This is a genomic window from Variovorax sp. V116 (assembly GCF_041154435.1).
GTDB lineage: Bacteria > Pseudomonadota > Gammaproteobacteria > Burkholderiales > Burkholderiaceae_C > Variovorax > Variovorax paradoxus.
This window is the reverse complement of the sequence record NZ_AP028661.1, coordinates 1,849,020-1,861,866: the sequence shown is the minus strand read 5'-3', so window position 1 is coordinate 1,861,866 and position 12,847 is coordinate 1,849,020. Positions and strand designations below refer to the sequence as shown.

Annotated in this window: 16 protein-coding genes and 1 pseudogene; 12 read left to right on the top strand and 5 right to left on the bottom strand. The window is 67.1% G+C overall.

The genetic code is table 11. The features are described from left to right. Nucleotides 1-19: 19 nt before the first annotated feature. Nucleotides 20-460 (bottom strand): type II 3-dehydroquinate dehydratase, encoded by a 441-nt coding sequence (gene aroQ, locus ACAM58_RS08750; RefSeq protein ID WP_012746849.1) that lies wholly within the window; start codon nucleotides 458-460, stop codon nucleotides 20-22. 55 nt (nucleotides 461-515) lie between these two features. Here aroQ and ACAM58_RS08745 point away from each other — a divergent pair, with 55 nt between their 5' ends. From ACAM58_RS08745 to ACAM58_RS08700, 10 genes are read left to right on the top strand one after another with little or no spacing between them, the layout of a single operon-like run. After that, nucleotides 516-1,193: a Rieske 2Fe-2S domain-containing protein gene (locus ACAM58_RS08745; protein WP_369664328.1), complete on the top strand. Its 678-nt coding sequence runs from the start codon at nucleotides 516-518 to the stop codon at nucleotides 1,191-1,193. 13 nt (nucleotides 1,194-1,206) lie between these two features. Further along, nucleotides 1,207-2,070 (top strand): aromatic ring-hydroxylating dioxygenase subunit alpha, encoded by an 864-nt coding sequence (locus tag ACAM58_RS08740; protein WP_369664327.1) that lies wholly within the window; start codon nucleotides 1,207-1,209, stop codon nucleotides 2,068-2,070. Then, nucleotides 2,067-2,705, top strand: coding sequence for a glutathione S-transferase family protein (locus ACAM58_RS08735; RefSeq protein ID WP_369664326.1), 639 nt, complete (start codon nucleotides 2,067-2,069; stop codon nucleotides 2,703-2,705). Before ACAM58_RS08740 ends, ACAM58_RS08735 begins: the two co-directional genes overlap by 4 nt. Before the next feature lie 41 nt (nucleotides 2,706-2,746). Next, complete coding sequence (locus tag ACAM58_RS08730; protein ID WP_012746845.1) at nucleotides 2,747-3,853, top strand: S-(hydroxymethyl)glutathione dehydrogenase/class III alcohol dehydrogenase; 1,107 nt, start codon at nucleotides 2,747-2,749, stop codon at nucleotides 3,851-3,853. A gap of 20 nt (nucleotides 3,854-3,873) precedes the next feature. Next, nucleotides 3,874-4,797 carry an alpha/beta fold hydrolase gene (locus ACAM58_RS08725; protein ID WP_369664325.1) on the top strand — a complete coding sequence of 308 codons (924 nt, stop codon included), beginning with the start codon at nucleotides 3,874-3,876 and terminating at the stop codon, nucleotides 4,795-4,797. Beyond that, complete coding sequence (fghA, locus tag ACAM58_RS08720) at nucleotides 4,797-5,672, top strand: S-formylglutathione hydrolase (RefSeq protein WP_369664324.1); 876 nt, start codon at nucleotides 4,797-4,799, stop codon at nucleotides 5,670-5,672. The genes ACAM58_RS08725 and fghA overlap by 1 nt, the downstream gene beginning before the upstream one ends. A 36-nt stretch (nucleotides 5,673-5,708) precedes the next feature. Further along, nucleotides 5,709-6,212 carry a GNAT family N-acetyltransferase gene (locus ACAM58_RS08715; protein WP_278879180.1) on the top strand — a complete coding sequence of 168 codons (504 nt, stop codon included), beginning with the start codon at nucleotides 5,709-5,711 and terminating at the stop codon, nucleotides 6,210-6,212. A gap of 26 nt (nucleotides 6,213-6,238) precedes the next feature. After that, nucleotides 6,239-6,628 (top strand): VOC family protein, encoded by a 390-nt coding sequence (locus ACAM58_RS08710; protein WP_369664323.1) that lies wholly within the window; start codon nucleotides 6,239-6,241, stop codon nucleotides 6,626-6,628. A 19-nt stretch (nucleotides 6,629-6,647) separates the two neighbouring features. Beyond that, complete coding sequence (locus tag ACAM58_RS08705) at nucleotides 6,648-7,034, top strand: TfoX/Sxy family protein (RefSeq protein WP_369664322.1); 387 nt, start codon at nucleotides 6,648-6,650, stop codon at nucleotides 7,032-7,034. Beyond that, nucleotides 7,031-7,642, top strand: a complete 612-nt coding sequence (locus tag ACAM58_RS08700) for a 3'-5' exonuclease (RefSeq protein ID WP_278879184.1) — start codon at nucleotides 7,031-7,033, stop codon at nucleotides 7,640-7,642. Before ACAM58_RS08705 ends, ACAM58_RS08700 begins: the two co-directional genes overlap by 4 nt. On the opposite strand, the pseudogene ACAM58_RS08695 reads toward ACAM58_RS08700, so the two are convergent. Both ACAM58_RS08695 and ACAM58_RS08690 read right to left on the bottom strand, forming a co-directional pair. Then, nucleotides 7,639-7,896, bottom strand: a pseudogene (locus tag ACAM58_RS08695) (alpha/beta hydrolase); the annotation flags it as partial. The gene ACAM58_RS08700 and the pseudogene ACAM58_RS08695 sit on opposite strands and share 4 nt — an antisense overlap. Beyond that, nucleotides 7,887-8,159: a hypothetical protein gene (locus ACAM58_RS08690; RefSeq protein WP_369664479.1), complete on the bottom strand. Its 273-nt coding sequence runs from the start codon at nucleotides 8,157-8,159 to the stop codon at nucleotides 7,887-7,889. The pseudogene ACAM58_RS08695 and the gene ACAM58_RS08690, both read right to left, overlap by 10 nt. A 227-nt stretch (nucleotides 8,160-8,386) precedes the next feature. On the opposite strand from ACAM58_RS08690, the gene gnd reads away from it, so the two are divergent. After that, on the top strand, nucleotides 8,387-9,811 hold the full coding sequence (gene gnd, locus ACAM58_RS08685; protein WP_369664321.1) for a decarboxylating NADP(+)-dependent phosphogluconate dehydrogenase: 1,425 nt from the start codon (nucleotides 8,387-8,389) through the stop codon (nucleotides 9,809-9,811). 242 nt (nucleotides 9,812-10,053) lie between these two features. Here the strand turns inward: gnd and ACAM58_RS08680 are convergent, their stop codons facing one another. Next, complete coding sequence (locus ACAM58_RS08680) at nucleotides 10,054-11,148, bottom strand: PA0069 family radical SAM protein (RefSeq protein ID WP_369664320.1); 1,095 nt, start codon at nucleotides 11,146-11,148, stop codon at nucleotides 10,054-10,056. A gap of 75 nt (nucleotides 11,149-11,223) precedes the next feature. Here ACAM58_RS08680 and ACAM58_RS08675 point away from each other — a divergent pair, with 75 nt between their 5' ends. Then, a complete protein-coding gene (locus tag ACAM58_RS08675; RefSeq protein WP_369664319.1) occupies nucleotides 11,224-12,198 on the top strand; it encodes an IS1595 family transposase in 975 nt (324 codons plus the stop codon). Nucleotides 12,199-12,232: 34 nt separating this feature from the next. On the opposite strand, the gene ACAM58_RS08670 is transcribed toward ACAM58_RS08675, so the two are convergent. Continuing rightward, nucleotides 12,233-12,718, bottom strand: a complete 486-nt coding sequence (locus ACAM58_RS08670) for an SMI1/KNR4 family protein (protein ID WP_080642529.1) — start codon at nucleotides 12,716-12,718, stop codon at nucleotides 12,233-12,235. Nucleotides 12,719-12,847: the final 129 nt, after the last annotated feature.

Here is a 12,847-nt window from a genome sequence, read left to right as displayed (position 1 = left end):
CGGCGCCGCAGCGGGCTCGTCAGGGCACCAGGGCCGCAATGGCCAGCACGTAGCCCTTCACGCCAAGACCCACGATGATGCCGCGCGCCGCGGGCGAGATGTACGAGTGGTGGCGGAATTCCTCGCGCGCGTGCACGTTCGAGATGTGCAGCTCGATCAGCGGCACGCTCGCGCCCTTGATGGCGTCGTGCAGCGCGATCGAGGTGTGGGTGTAGGCGCCCGGGTTCATCACCACGCCCAGCATGTGGCCCGCGGCCACTTCGCGGCCGGCCTCGTGGATCCAGTCGATCAGCACGCCCTCGTGGTTCGACTGGCGGCATTCGATCTCCACGCCGTGCTTTGCGCCGGCCTCCTGGCACAGGCGCTCGACGTCGGCCAGCGTGTCGCGTCCGTATTGCTCGGGCTCGCGGGTGCCGAGCAGGTTGAGATTGGGGCCGTTGAGGACGAGTATTTTCTTCATGGTGAATGGCTTCCTGGGATGCCGCCATTATGGTTGCGCTAAGGTGGTGCGCATCATGAGCACAGACAGCATTCCAACCTGGCATCCCGTGGCCCGCTCGGCCGAACTGCGCCCCGGCGCCAACATCGTCGCGGGCTTTGCCGAAGGCCAGGAGCTGGCCCTCTGGCGTGCGGCCAGCGGCGCCGCGCAGGCCTGGGAAAACCGCTGCCCGCACCGCAGCGTGCGCTTCACGCTGGGGCAGGTGCTGCAGGACCGCCTCGCCTGCGCGTACCACGGCTGGCAATACGACGCCGGAAACGGCCAGTGCGCGAGCATTCCCGCCCATCCCGGCATGCCAGCGCCGCGCAATGTGTGCGCGAAGGTGTTCCATGCGGCCGAGGCGGCCGGCATGCTGTGGGTGAGCCTCGCGGCCGAGACGCCGCCTTCTCCGCCGCCGGGCGATGCCGTGCCGGCCGGGTGGTCGTTCTGCCGCACGCTCAGCGTGCGCGCCGGCGTGGCCCGCGTGCGCGATGCGCTCGCGGCGCGCGGATTCGGGTCGGAGGCGCCGCCTGCTTTGCGCGGCGCGCTCGGCAAGGTCGATGCCGCCGCGCTGGTGCTCGATGCACAGCCGCAGCTCGCCTTCATTCACCTCTGGACGCCCGCCGCGCCCGGCAGCGGCGCCATGAAGAAGCTGCACGCCGCCGCGCGCGCCCTGCGCGGCGAAATCGAAGAACAACAGCAGCCGCAAGCCTGACCGGAAGAACCCCATGCCCTTCGTCACCGATGACCCCAACATGCTCGACGACTGGCTGGTCGCAGGCCCCGCGGCGGCGCTCGCCGGCAGCTCCGAAGCGCGGCCCCGCGCAGTTCGCCTGCTCGGCGAAACGCTGCAGCTGTGGACCGATGACGCCGACATGCCGCAATGCCGGCTCGGCACACGCGCGCTCTCGGTCCAGGCGCGCCACGGCCATCTCTGGGTCTGCCCGAGCGGCCGGCCCGCACGGCCGCTGTTCGACTTTCCCGAATACGGCGAAGCCGGGCGCCGCATCATCGACTGCGGCGCCATCGGCGTGGCGGTGTCGGGCTTGCGCGTGATCGAGAACTTCCTCGACATGGCGCACTTCCCCTTCGTGCATGCCGGCTTCCTGGGCCAGGTGCCGCACACCGAAGTGGCCAAGTACCAGGTGCAGGTCGATCCCGCCACGCACGAGATCTGGGCCACCGACTGCCGCTTCTGGCAGCCCCGCGCCTCGGCCGCCCACGGCAGCGGCAGCGAAGTGCTCTACAAGTACCGGGTGATGCAGCCGCTCTCGGCCATGCTCTACAAGTCGAGCTCGCGCGCCGGCGAGCTCGATGCCATCGGCCTGTTCCTGCAGCCGCTGGACGACGAGCACGTGATCGCCCATACGCTCTTGGCCTGCTACGACGACAGCTCCACCGATGCCGAGCTCATCGCGTTCCAGCAGACGATCTTCGGGCAGGACAAGCCGATCCTGGAGAACCACGCCTTCAAGCGCATGCCGCTCGAAGGCCGCGCCGAAACGCCGACCCGGGGCGACACCTCCTCCGTCACCTACCGGCGCTGGCTGCGCGAGCGCGGCATGCGCTTTGGCGTGAGGCAGGCGGCATGATCCGGCTCTACGACTACGCCCTGTCGGGCAACTGCTTCAAGGTGCGGCAGATGCTTGCCTGGCTCGGCATCGACTACCAGCGCGTGCCGGTCGACTTCCATCCGGGCCGCGAGCACCGGTCGGCCGCGTTCCTGGCAGAGGTCAATCCGCTGGGCCAGCTTCCGGTGATCGACGACGACGGCTTCTTGCTGCGCGACGCGCAGGCCATCCTCGTCTATCTCGCGAGCAAGCACGACGCCGAAGGCCGCTGGTACCCCGCCGATCCGCAGTTGCGCGGCCAGGCCGCGATGTGGTTTGCCATGGCCGACGAGCTCACCCGCACCGCCTCGGCCGCGCGGCTGCACGACGCCTTCGGCTACGAGAACATCGACATCGAGGCCTGCCGGCGCGGCGCGCATGCGGCCTTCCGCCTGCTGGACGACCATTTGGCCGAGCGCGCCAGCGAGGGCCGCCAGTGGCTGGCCGGCCCGCATGCGACCGTGGCCGACCTGGCCTGCTTTCCCTATGCCGCCCTCGCCGGCGAAGGTGGCATTTCGCTGGACGAATACCCCGCCCTGCGACACTGGATCTGGAACTTTCGCCACCTGCCCGGCTTCATCGGAATGTCGGGTATCTTTGCCGCCGGGGCGGCCTGAACGTCGGCCTCGCTATCCTTGTCCCTTTGCCCTGAAGCGCCATGAAAACCAAAGCTGCCGTCGCCTGGAAATCCGGAGCCCCGCTCACCATCGAAACCGTCGACCTCGAAGGGCCGAAATTCGGCGAGGTGCTGGTCGAGATCAAGGCCACCGGCATCTGCCACACCGACTACTACACGCTCTCGGGTGCCGACCCCGAAGGCATCTTCCCGGCCATCCTCGGCCATGAGGGCGCGGGCATCGTGGTCGACGTAGGCCCCGGCGTCACCACGCTGAAGAAGGGCGACCACGTCATTCCGCTCTACACGCCCGAATGCCGCCAGTGCAAGTTCTGCCTGTCGCGCAAGACCAACCTCTGCCAGCTGATCCGCGGCACGCAGGGCAAGGGCCTGATGCCCGACGCCACCAGCCGCTTCAGCATGGACGGCAAGCCCATCTTCCACTACATGGGCACCAGCACCTTCAGCAACTACACAGTCGCTCCCGAGATCTCGCTGGCCAAGATCCGCGAGGACGCGCCCTTCGACAAGGTCTGCTACATCGGCTGCGGCGTGACCACCGGCATCGGCGCGGTGATCTTCACGGCCAAGGTGGAAGCCGGCGCCAACGTGGTGGTCTTCGGCCTCGGCGGCATCGGCCTGAACGTGATCCAGGGCGCGAAGATGGTGGGCGCCGACAAGATCATCGGCGTCGACCTGAACCCCGAGCGCGAGGCCATGGCGCGCAAGTTCGGCATGACGCACTTCCTCAACCCGAAGGAGCACGAGAACATCGTCGACGCGATCGTGCAGCTGACCGACGGCGGCGCCGACTACAGCTTCGAGTGCATCGGCAACACCAAGGTGATGCGCCAGGCGCTCGAATGCACGCACAAGGGCTGGGGCCGCAGCATCATCATCGGCGTGGCCGAGGCGGGCGCCGAGATCAGCACGCGGCCGTTCCAGCTGGTCACGGGCCGCAAGTGGGAAGGCTCGGCCTTCGGCGGCGCGCGCGGGCGCACCGACGTGCCCAAGATCGTCGACTGGTACATGGAAGGCAAGATCAACATCGACGACCTGATCACCCACACCATGCCGCTGGAAGACATCAACAAGGGCTTCGACCTGATGAAGCGCGGCGAGTCGATCCGCGGCGTGGTGCTTTACTGAGCCCGAGGAGAGCGCCCGCCATGAACCGCATGGAGCCCCTGCGCAAGATCGAAGCGGGCGTTCTCGAGATCGCCTACTACGAAACGGGGCCCTCGGACGGCCCGCCCGTGCTGCTGATGCACGGCTTTCCGTACGACATCCACACCTATGCGGAAGTCGCGCCGATGCTCGCCGGGCAAGGCTGCCGCGTGATCGTCCCGTACATGCGCGGCTACGGTGCCACGCGCTTCCTGCGCGATGCCACGCCGCGCTCGGGCGAACAGGCGGCCTTCGGCGCCGATTTGCTCGCGCTGCTCGACGCGCTGGAGATCGACCGCGCGGTGCTCGCCGGCTACGACTGGGGCGGCCGCGCCGCCTGCGTGGTGGCGGCGCTGTGGCCCGGGCGCTGCGCGGGCCTGGTCTCGCTCAACAGCTACAACATCCAGAACATCGCCAAGGCGATGGAGCCGGACACGCCCGAAAACGAGCACAGCCTCTGGTACCAGTACTACTTCCACAGCGAGCGCGGCCGCGCCGGCCTCGCCAAGGACCGCAGGGCGCTCACGCGGCTGCTGTGGCGGCTCTGGTCGCCGACCTGGAAGTTCGACGACGCCACCTTCGAGCGCAGCGCCGCGGCCTTCGACCATCCTGATTTCGTCGAGGTGGTGATCCACTCGTACCGGCACCGCTTCGGCCTGGTGGCGGGCGACCCGGCCTATGCGGACATCGAACGCCGCCTGGCCGCGCAGCCCGCGATCACCGTGCCCACCATCACCTTCGACGGCATCGACGACGGCGTGCGGCCGCCCGCCGATGCCTCGGCCCACGCGCAGCGCTTCAGCGGCCCGCGTTCGCACCGCCTGGTGCCCGGCGCAGGCCACAACCTGCCGCAGGAGGCGCCGCGCATCTTTGCCGACGCCGTGCTCGAACTCGTGCCCGCCTTGCGGCACCACAACACCCTCTGATGACCGACTCCCTCAAGACCCTTTCCGAGCACCATGCCTTCGGCGGCGTGCAGAGCTTCCACGAGCATGCCTCGCACGAGATCGGCCTGCCGATGCGCTTTTCGGTCTACCTGCCGCCGCAGGCCGCGCAGGAGCGCGTGCCGGCCCTTCTTTACCTTGCGGGGCTGACCTGCAACGAGGAGACCTTTGCAGTGAAGGCCGGCGCGCAGCGCATGGCCGCCAGCCTGGGCCTGGGGCTGATCGCGCCCGACACCAGCCCGCGCGGCAGCATCGCCGAAAACCTGCCCGGTGCCACCGCCCACTGGGACTTCGGCGTTGGCGCGGGCTTCTACCTCGATGCCACCGAATCGCCCTGGTCCACCCACTGGCGCATGGAAAGCTGGATCGTGCACGAACTGCTGCCGCTGGTGGGACGGCACTTTGCCATCGACGACCAGCACCTGGGCATCTTCGGCCATTCGATGGGCGGCCACGGCGCGCTCACGCTGGCGCTGCGGCATCCGGGACGCTTCAAGTCGCTGTCGGCCTTTGCGCCCATCTGCGCGCCGACGCAATGCCCGTGGGGCCAGAAGGCGTTCGGCGGCTACCTGGGCGAGCCCGGCGGCGACCGCGCGCAATGGCTCGCGCACGACGCCAGCGCGCTCATGAAGTCGCAGACTGCCGCGCCCTATCCGCAAGGCATATTGGTCGACCAGGGGCTGGCCGACAAATTCCTGGCCGAGCAGCTCAACCCCGAAGCCTTCGAGGCCGCCTGCTTTGCCGCCGGCCAGCCGCTCACGCTGCGCCGCCATGCGGGCTACGACCACGGCTACTACTTCATCCAGACCTTCATGGCGGACCACATCGCGCACCACGCGCAGACGCTGCGCGGCTGATCGACCGCGGCCCACGGCCGGCTTATCATGGGGCGCATGTCCGCAGCACAGATTCCCGCCTTCCAGTTGCGGTCCCGCGACGGCGCCGCCGAAGAGAGCCTGGCGCTGGCCGGCATCTGGCGCCGCGCCTGGATCGCGGCCAACCGGAATGCCGCCGTCATCGAGCCGATCACGCATTGGCTGCGGCGCGTGCAAACCGAATTCGTACCGCCCGCGGACGTGGTGCTGGCCGAGCGCGAAGGCCAGGTGCTCGCCTTCATGGTGCTGCTGGTGCGGCGCGAATACGTGGCGCAGCTGTTCGTCGAACCGCATCTTCGCAACCAGGGCCTGGGGCAGGCGCTGCTCGACGAGGCCAGCGTGCGCATGCCGCTCGGCTGGAAGCTTCACGTGGCCACCAGCAACACCGCGGCGCAGCGCTTCTACGAACGCTACGGCCTGGTGCGCGGCGCGGTCGACCGGCACCCGGCCAGCGGACGCGAACGGGTCGCCTACCATTGGTATCCGGCGAGCCCGCCGCGGCAGCCGCGTCGCATCGGCTGAGCGCCTTCTTCCCCTGCCCTTTCTCCATGCGCATCGATCACATCGCCCTCTGGACCACCGATCTCGAACGCTGCAAGCGCTTCTACGTCGAATACTTCGGCGCCACGGCCGGGGCGGGCTATGCCAATCCGGCCAAGGGCTTTGCCTCTTGCTTCCTGAGCCTGGGCGACGGCGCGCGCATCGAGGCCATGACCACCCGCACGCTCTCGCCGGTGCCCGCCGAACCCGGCGCCCAGCGCATGGGCTGGACGCACCTGGCCATCAGCGTGGGTTCGGAGGCTGCCGTCGACGCACTGACGCAGCGGCTCAAGTCGGACGGCTACCCGCTGCTCGACGGCCCGCGCCGCACTGGCGATGGCTACTACGAGAGCGTGGTGCTCGACCCCGACGGCAACCGCATCGAGATCACCGCATGAACCGCGCAAAGCCTGCCCGATGAGCGAATTCGTACAAAGCCTGCACGAAGTTTTCGAGCGCCTCGGCCGCATCGAAACCCGCCGCATGTTCGGCGGCCACGGCGTGTGGCATGAGGGCCGCATGATCGCGCTTGTTGCCAAGGACACGCTCTACCTCAAGTCCGATGCCGGCAGCGCCGAGCATTTCGACAAGCTGAACCTGCCGCCCTTCACCTATGTGCGCGAAGGCAAGGCCATGCCGATGTCGTACCGGCTCGCGCCGGCCGATCTTTTCGAAGACCGCGAGGAAGCCGCGCTCTGGGGCCGCCGCGCCTACGAAGCCGCCCTGCGTTCGGGCCAGCCGCCGAAGAAGAAAACCGCCAGGAAAGCCCCGGTGAAGAAGAAAAAGAAAGCAGCCTCCTCGTGAGCGACAACCCTCCCGCATTGCCGCCCCTCCCCGAACGCGAGCAGATCGCGCTGCTCGAACCCTTCGAGGGCCTGGGCCTGAAAGACATCGTGGTCGTCTCCACGCTGCAGGACGCCGAACATGCCGCCGCCGAATTGCTGGCCGCCGGCGTGGCCGGCTTCGACACCGAATCCAAGCCCACCTTCGCGAAGAACGAGGTCTCGGGCGGCCCGCACGTGGTGCAGTTCGCCACGCGCGAAACGGCCTGGCTGTTCCAGCTGCACCGCACCGAATGCAATCCGGTGGTCGCAACGCTGATTGCTTCCACCGAACTGCGCAAGGTCGGCTTCGGCCTTTCGACCGATCTCACGCTGATACGCAACCGCCTCAACATCGAGCCGAAGGCGGTGTTCGACATCGACAGCGAGTTCCGCCACCGCGGCTACCGCAAGTCGGTCGGCGTGAAGGCGGCCGTGGCGCTGGTCTTCAACCAGCGCTTCGTCAAGTCGCGCAAGGCGACCACCTCGAACTGGGCCAACAGGCAGCTGACCGAAGCGCAGATGCGCTACGCGGCCAACGACGCCTATGCATCGATCCGCGTGTTCGATGCGCTGTTCGGCAAGCCCTAGTCCCGCCCCGCCTCCAGGATCGCCTGCGCCAGGCGCTTCGGGTTCGAGAAGAACATCTCGTGGCTGCCGGGGCACTCCACCAGCCTGAACAACCCGAGCCGCTCCGACAGGCGCGGATGCCACGGCAAGCCGTGCGGCATGGCCGTGTCCTGCAGGCAGTTGAGGTACGACTTGCCGATCTGCAGCGCCGCCAGCGGCTCGCGCAGCCGGATCTTGTCGGTGAAGGTGCGGTAGGGATGCGGGTTCAGCCGCTCTGAAGTTCATAGCAGCGCCGCGAATCGACCAGCACCAGGTCGCCCGGCAGCATGCGCGCCGAGCGGCCGTCCTGCACGGCGACCCAGGGCGAATCGGTCTTGCACAGCAGGTAGTAGTAGTTGCTGCGGCTCTGGGCAATGGCCCGGCGCCTGCGGTACACGTCCTGCGCGCTGCCGCGGACCCGGTTCACGCCGATGGCGCCCAGCGGTGCGGATTCGAGCGTGGCGCCGAAGCTGCCGGCCAGGGAGCTGGTCACGTCCATTTCGAGAAAGCCTTCGCACACCGCGCCGATCCAGTAGTCCAGCCGCTGCGCCGGGGGCACGGCGTCGGTGGACCAGGTGTGGACCGCGGGCGAGGCATTTGCGTTCATCGCGCCAACATACCCAAGCCGCGCGCGCTTGCCAAGCGGGTATAGATGCCCTCCCACGGCAGCGCGCCGGCGCCCCCGGCACAATGCCCATCACATCCACCGCAGACGAAAGAAGGGCCATGAGCAACAACAAGAGCGATTTCGGATTGATCGGCCTGGCCGTGATGGGCCAGAACCTGGTGCTGAACGTGGAAGGCCGCGGCTTCCAGGTCAGCGTGTACAACCGCACCGAAGCCACCACCGAGGCCTTCGTGGCCGCCAATCCCGGCAAGAAGCTGGTCGGCGCGAAGACGCTGGAAGAGTTCGTGCAGAGCCTGGCACGGCCGCGCAAGATCCAGATCATGGTGAAGGCCGGCGCGCCGGTCGACCAGGTCATCGAGCAGCTGATCCCGCTGCTCGACAAGGACGACATCGTGATCGACGGCGGCAACAGCCTCTACACCGACACCGAGCGCCGCGACGCGTACCTTGCCACCAAGGGCCTGCGCTTCATCGGCGCCGGCGTCTCGGGCGGCGAGGAAGGCGCGCGCAAGGGTCCGTCGATCATGCCGGGCGGACCGCTTTCCACCTGGGAAGTGATGAAGCCGATCTTCGAGAGCATCGCGGCCAAGGTCGACGGCGAGCCCTGCGTGATCCACATCGGCCCCGGCGGCGCGGGCCACTACGTGAAGATGGTGCACAACGGCATCGAGTACGGCGACATGCAGCTGATCTGCGAGGCCTACAGCCTGTTCAAGGCGGCCGGCTTCAGCACCGACGAGATGGCCGCGGTCTTCAACGAATGGAACGAGGGCGAGCTGCAGAGCTACCTGATCCAGATCACCGCCAAGGCGCTCGAGCAGAAAGACCCGGAGACCGGCCAGCCGATCGTCGAGCTCATTCTCGACAAGGCCGGCCAGAAGGGCACCGGCCAGTGGACGCTGGTCAACGCGGCCGAGAACGCGGTGGTCATCAGCACCATCAACGCCGCCGTGGAGGCGCGCGTGCTGTCGTCGCAGAAGACAGCGCGCGTGGCGGCCAGCAAGCTGCTGCAGGGGCCGAAGATCGACCTCTCGCTCGACAAGAAGGCGCTGGTGGCCAAGGTGCACGACGCGCTCTATGCCTCGAAGGTGGTCAGCTACACGCAGGGCTTCGACCTGATCCAGACCATGGGCGAGAAGAAGGAATGGAAGCTCGACCTCGGCGGCATCGCGGCCATCTGGCGCGGCGGCTGCATCATCCGCGCGCGCTTCCTGAACCGCATCACCGACGCCTACCGCGCCGACCCGTCACTGGGCAACCTGATGCTCGACCCCTTCTTCAAGGACCTGCTCAACCGCACGCAGCAAAACTGGCGCGAGGTGGTGGCGCTGGCGGTGGGCAACGGCATTCCGGTGCCGGCGTTCAGCGCCTCGCTGGCCTACTACGACAGCTACCGCACCGAGCGGCTGCCCGCGAACCTGCTGCAGGCGCAGCGGGACTTCTTCGGGGCCCACACCTACGAGCGCGTGGACAAGCCGGCCGGCGAGTTCTTCCATACCAACTGGCCGGAAGTCATCGGCTGACCCCTCTTGCAAATCAGGCCGCCGGCAACCAGGCCTTCACTTGCCCGACCGGTGACTCCAGCGGCTCGGTCGCGCAGCGCGGCGCCGAGGCTCGATTTGCTGCAGCCCGAAACACCCATCGCGACCAGCGACGGCCCGTTCATACATACCCTTCCTGGTGAAACCGCGGGGGTATTTCTCCGCGCATCGGCGGGACTTGAATCCGCCTTCCGTCGGGACAGGCGCCACCGCCGCGGCCCATCCTAGAACAGGCTGCCCTGTCCCGCTGCCCCAGGCGGCCGGAACGCGCCGAGGTCGAGCGCAATGCGCTCGCGGTTGAAGCCGATGCGGTTCGCCGCCTTCTCGAAGCGCTGGCGGATCAGGTCGGCCCAGAGGCCGGAGCCCTTCATGCGCGTGGCGAAGTCGGCGTCGTAGTCCTTGCCGCCGCGCATTTCGTGGATGCGCGCCATGATGCGGTCGGCGCGCTGCGGGTAGTGCAGCTCGAGCCATTGCTTGAAGAGCGGCGCCACCTCCCAGGGCAGCCGGATCACCGTGTAGAAGGCGTTGCGCGCACCGGCGGCCCAGGCGGCTTCGAGCACCTGTTCCATGTCTTCGTTGACGAAAGGAATCTGCGGCGCCACGCTCACGCCCACCGGCACGCCCGCCTCGGCCAGCGTGCGTATGGTGCGCAGCCGCCGGTGCGGCGCGGCGGCGCGCGGCTCCAGCTTGCGGGCCAGCTCGCCGTCGAGCGTGGTCACGGTGATGTACACCGCGGCCAGGTGCTCGGCGGCCATGGGCGCGATCAGGTCGAGGTCGCGCTCCACCGCGCTCGACTTGGTGACCAGCGCAAACGGATGCCGCGTTTCCTTCAGCAGCTCGATCACCGAGCGGGTGAGCCGCAGTTCACGTTCGATGGGCTGGTAGCAATCGGTGGCGGTGCCGATCGCGATGTGGCTGGGCCGGTAGCTCCTGCGGCCGAGTTCGGCGCGCAGCACCTCGACGATGTTGCGCTTGGCGATGAGCCTGGTTTCGAAGTCGAGCCCCGGCGAGAGATTGAGGTAGCTGTGCGTGGGCCGTGCAAAGCAGTAGATGCAGCCGTGCTCGCAGCCGCGGTACGGGTTGAGCGAGCGGTCGAAGGAAATATCGGGCGAGTCGTTTTCGTTGAGCACCGACTTCACGTCCTCGAAGCGCACTTCGGTGGCAAGCGGCGGCAGGTCGTCGGCTTCGGCCGCGCCTTCTTCGAGCGTGCCCCAGCCGTCGTCGAAGGCATTGCGCTCGTCGCGCGAAAAGCGGTGCGCCAGGTGCGTGGCCGCGCCGCGGCCCTTGATGGCATGGATGGGAATCCGGGCGGCCGGCATGGCAGGTCCTTTCTCTCAAATACTGTATGTTTACAAGGGGTATCCTCTTAGCTCCAGCAACCGTAAGACTACTGGATGGATGTACAGATATTAGCGCCGACAGCGGGCCAGGACTACCCCCAGACCTGGAACGAATTCCTCGACTGGTTTTCCACCGAGGACGACTGCCTCGCCTACTTGGAGCGGCTGCGTTGGGGCGATGGGTTCGTCTGTCCGAAGTGCGGGAGCATTGGCGAGGCGTACCGCGCCAGCCGCACCCGGTTGATGTGCCGTGCCTGCCAGCACCAGACCACGGTGACCGCCGGCACGATCTTCGACAAGACCCGCACGCCGCTGCGCGTGTGGCTGGCCGCTGCTTGGTATCTGACCAACCAGAAGCAAGGCGTCAGCGCCTTGGGCCTGCAGCGCGTGCTCGGTCTGGGCAGCTACCAGACCGCCTGGACGATGCTGCACCGGTTCCGCCGCGCGATGGTTCGCCCCGGCCGGGATCAACTCAAGGGCGTGATCGAGGTCGACGAGACCTACATGGCGCTGACCGACCGCGAGGCCCCGCCCGTCAAGACCGGGCGCAAGCGCAGTACCTCGAAGCTGCTGGTCGCCGTGGCCGTCGAACTGTTGGAGCCCAAGGGGTTCGGCCGCATCCGGCTGCGTCGCATTCCCAAGGCTTCAGCGCAGTACCTGATTCCGTTCGTTCAGGAGAGCATCGAGCCCGGCGCCCAGGTACGCACCGATGGCGCGGGCGCCTACAAGCCGCTGAAGGATTTGGGCTACGACCACCAGCGCACTGTGATGCTCGGCTCAGAGGTCCCGGCGCATGTGTCGATGGCTGGCGTCCATCGCGTGGCGGCCTTGGTCAAGCGCTGGATCCTGGGTACGCACCACGGGTCGGTGCAGCCCGAGCACCTGGATGCCTACCTCGACGAGTTCGTCTTTCGCTTCAACCGCCGAACTTCAGGCTCACGCGGCATGCTGTTCTATCGGCTGCTCCAGCAGGCCGTGGTCACCGCCCCTGTGACCTATGCGGATGTGATCCGGTCGAGCGACTCATAAGGGTCACTCCAGACATTGCGCTGCTACAACGCGGTTACTCGGGAGCCACCGCCGAGAGTACTGAGCAGAACTCATCGAATGAATCCGCGATTCGCTCATACGACGGTTCGTCTTCTGCAGACCGCTCGTTACTCCACAGAACAACTGACGATTTCCCCGACCCACAGTCGAAGCAAAGCACGTCGTTATTAGCGAGCACTGCAAATGGCAAAAGCGATCCTAGGCGATCTTCCAGGGCAGACCAGAAGACGTTGGCATTGAAGAAGTCGAGCTGCTTATCTCCAAGGTCCGCGCGGGCCGTGTAGTGCAGAAAACGTTCAACTGGTGGCGCAAGCCGACCATCTCGAGTTCGGAAGTACTTCGTTGAGGGCTTGCCACCATTGAATTCCTCGATGTGCTGGAGGTAGCTCGAGTCGAATTCAAAGGAGGGGAAATCGGCGCGGAACATGCCCCTCATTTCATCAAGCTCGTTACGTGACAGGGGCCCGACAAGGGATGAGGCAAGGTACTGAAGCGGCATCAGGTCACTTTGGAGATTGGTGCGAATGACTGTCCTGGCCCGTTTTGAGCCGTTGGGCTTTGAGCGTAGCGCTTCCCTGCGAACATCGCTAACATCTGTACATTCATCCAGTATCGCGGCGCACTGGAG

Bases quoted from the DNA above. Each gene is read 5' to 3' on its own strand.
- aroQ (WP_012746849.1), bottom strand. From the start codon at position 460: ATGAAGAAAATACTCGTCCTCAACGGCCCCAATCTCAACCTGCTCGGC.
- ACAM58_RS08745 (WP_369664328.1), top strand. From the start codon at position 516: ATGAGCACAGACAGCATTCCAACCTGGCATCCCGTGGCCCGCTCGGCC.
- ACAM58_RS08740 (WP_369664327.1), top strand. From the start codon at position 1,207: ATGCCCTTCGTCACCGATGACCCCAACATGCTCGACGACTGGCTGGTC.
- ACAM58_RS08735 (WP_369664326.1), top strand. From the start codon at position 2,067: ATGATCCGGCTCTACGACTACGCCCTGTCGGGCAACTGCTTCAAGGTG.
- ACAM58_RS08730 (WP_012746845.1), top strand. From the start codon at position 2,747: ATGAAAACCAAAGCTGCCGTCGCCTGGAAATCCGGAGCCCCGCTCACC.
- ACAM58_RS08725 (WP_369664325.1), top strand. From the start codon at position 3,874: ATGAACCGCATGGAGCCCCTGCGCAAGATCGAAGCGGGCGTTCTCGAG.
- fghA (WP_369664324.1), top strand. From the start codon at position 4,797: ATGACCGACTCCCTCAAGACCCTTTCCGAGCACCATGCCTTCGGCGGC.
- ACAM58_RS08715 (WP_278879180.1), top strand. From the start codon at position 5,709: ATGTCCGCAGCACAGATTCCCGCCTTCCAGTTGCGGTCCCGCGACGGC.
- ACAM58_RS08710 (WP_369664323.1), top strand. From the start codon at position 6,239: ATGCGCATCGATCACATCGCCCTCTGGACCACCGATCTCGAACGCTGC.
- ACAM58_RS08705 (WP_369664322.1), top strand. From the start codon at position 6,648: ATGAGCGAATTCGTACAAAGCCTGCACGAAGTTTTCGAGCGCCTCGGC.
- ACAM58_RS08690 (WP_369664479.1), bottom strand. From the start codon at position 8,159: ATGGACGTGACCAGCTCCCTGGCCGGCAGCTTCGGCGCCACGCTCGAA.
- gnd (WP_369664321.1), top strand. From the start codon at position 8,387: ATGAGCAACAACAAGAGCGATTTCGGATTGATCGGCCTGGCCGTGATG.
- ACAM58_RS08680 (WP_369664320.1), bottom strand. From the start codon at position 11,148: ATGCCGGCCGCCCGGATTCCCATCCATGCCATCAAGGGCCGCGGCGCG.
- ACAM58_RS08675 (WP_369664319.1), top strand. From the start codon at position 11,224: ATGGATGTACAGATATTAGCGCCGACAGCGGGCCAGGACTACCCCCAG.
- ACAM58_RS08670 (WP_080642529.1), bottom strand. From the start codon at position 12,718: ATGCCGCTTCAGTACCTTGCCTCATCCCTTGTCGGGCCCCTGTCACGT.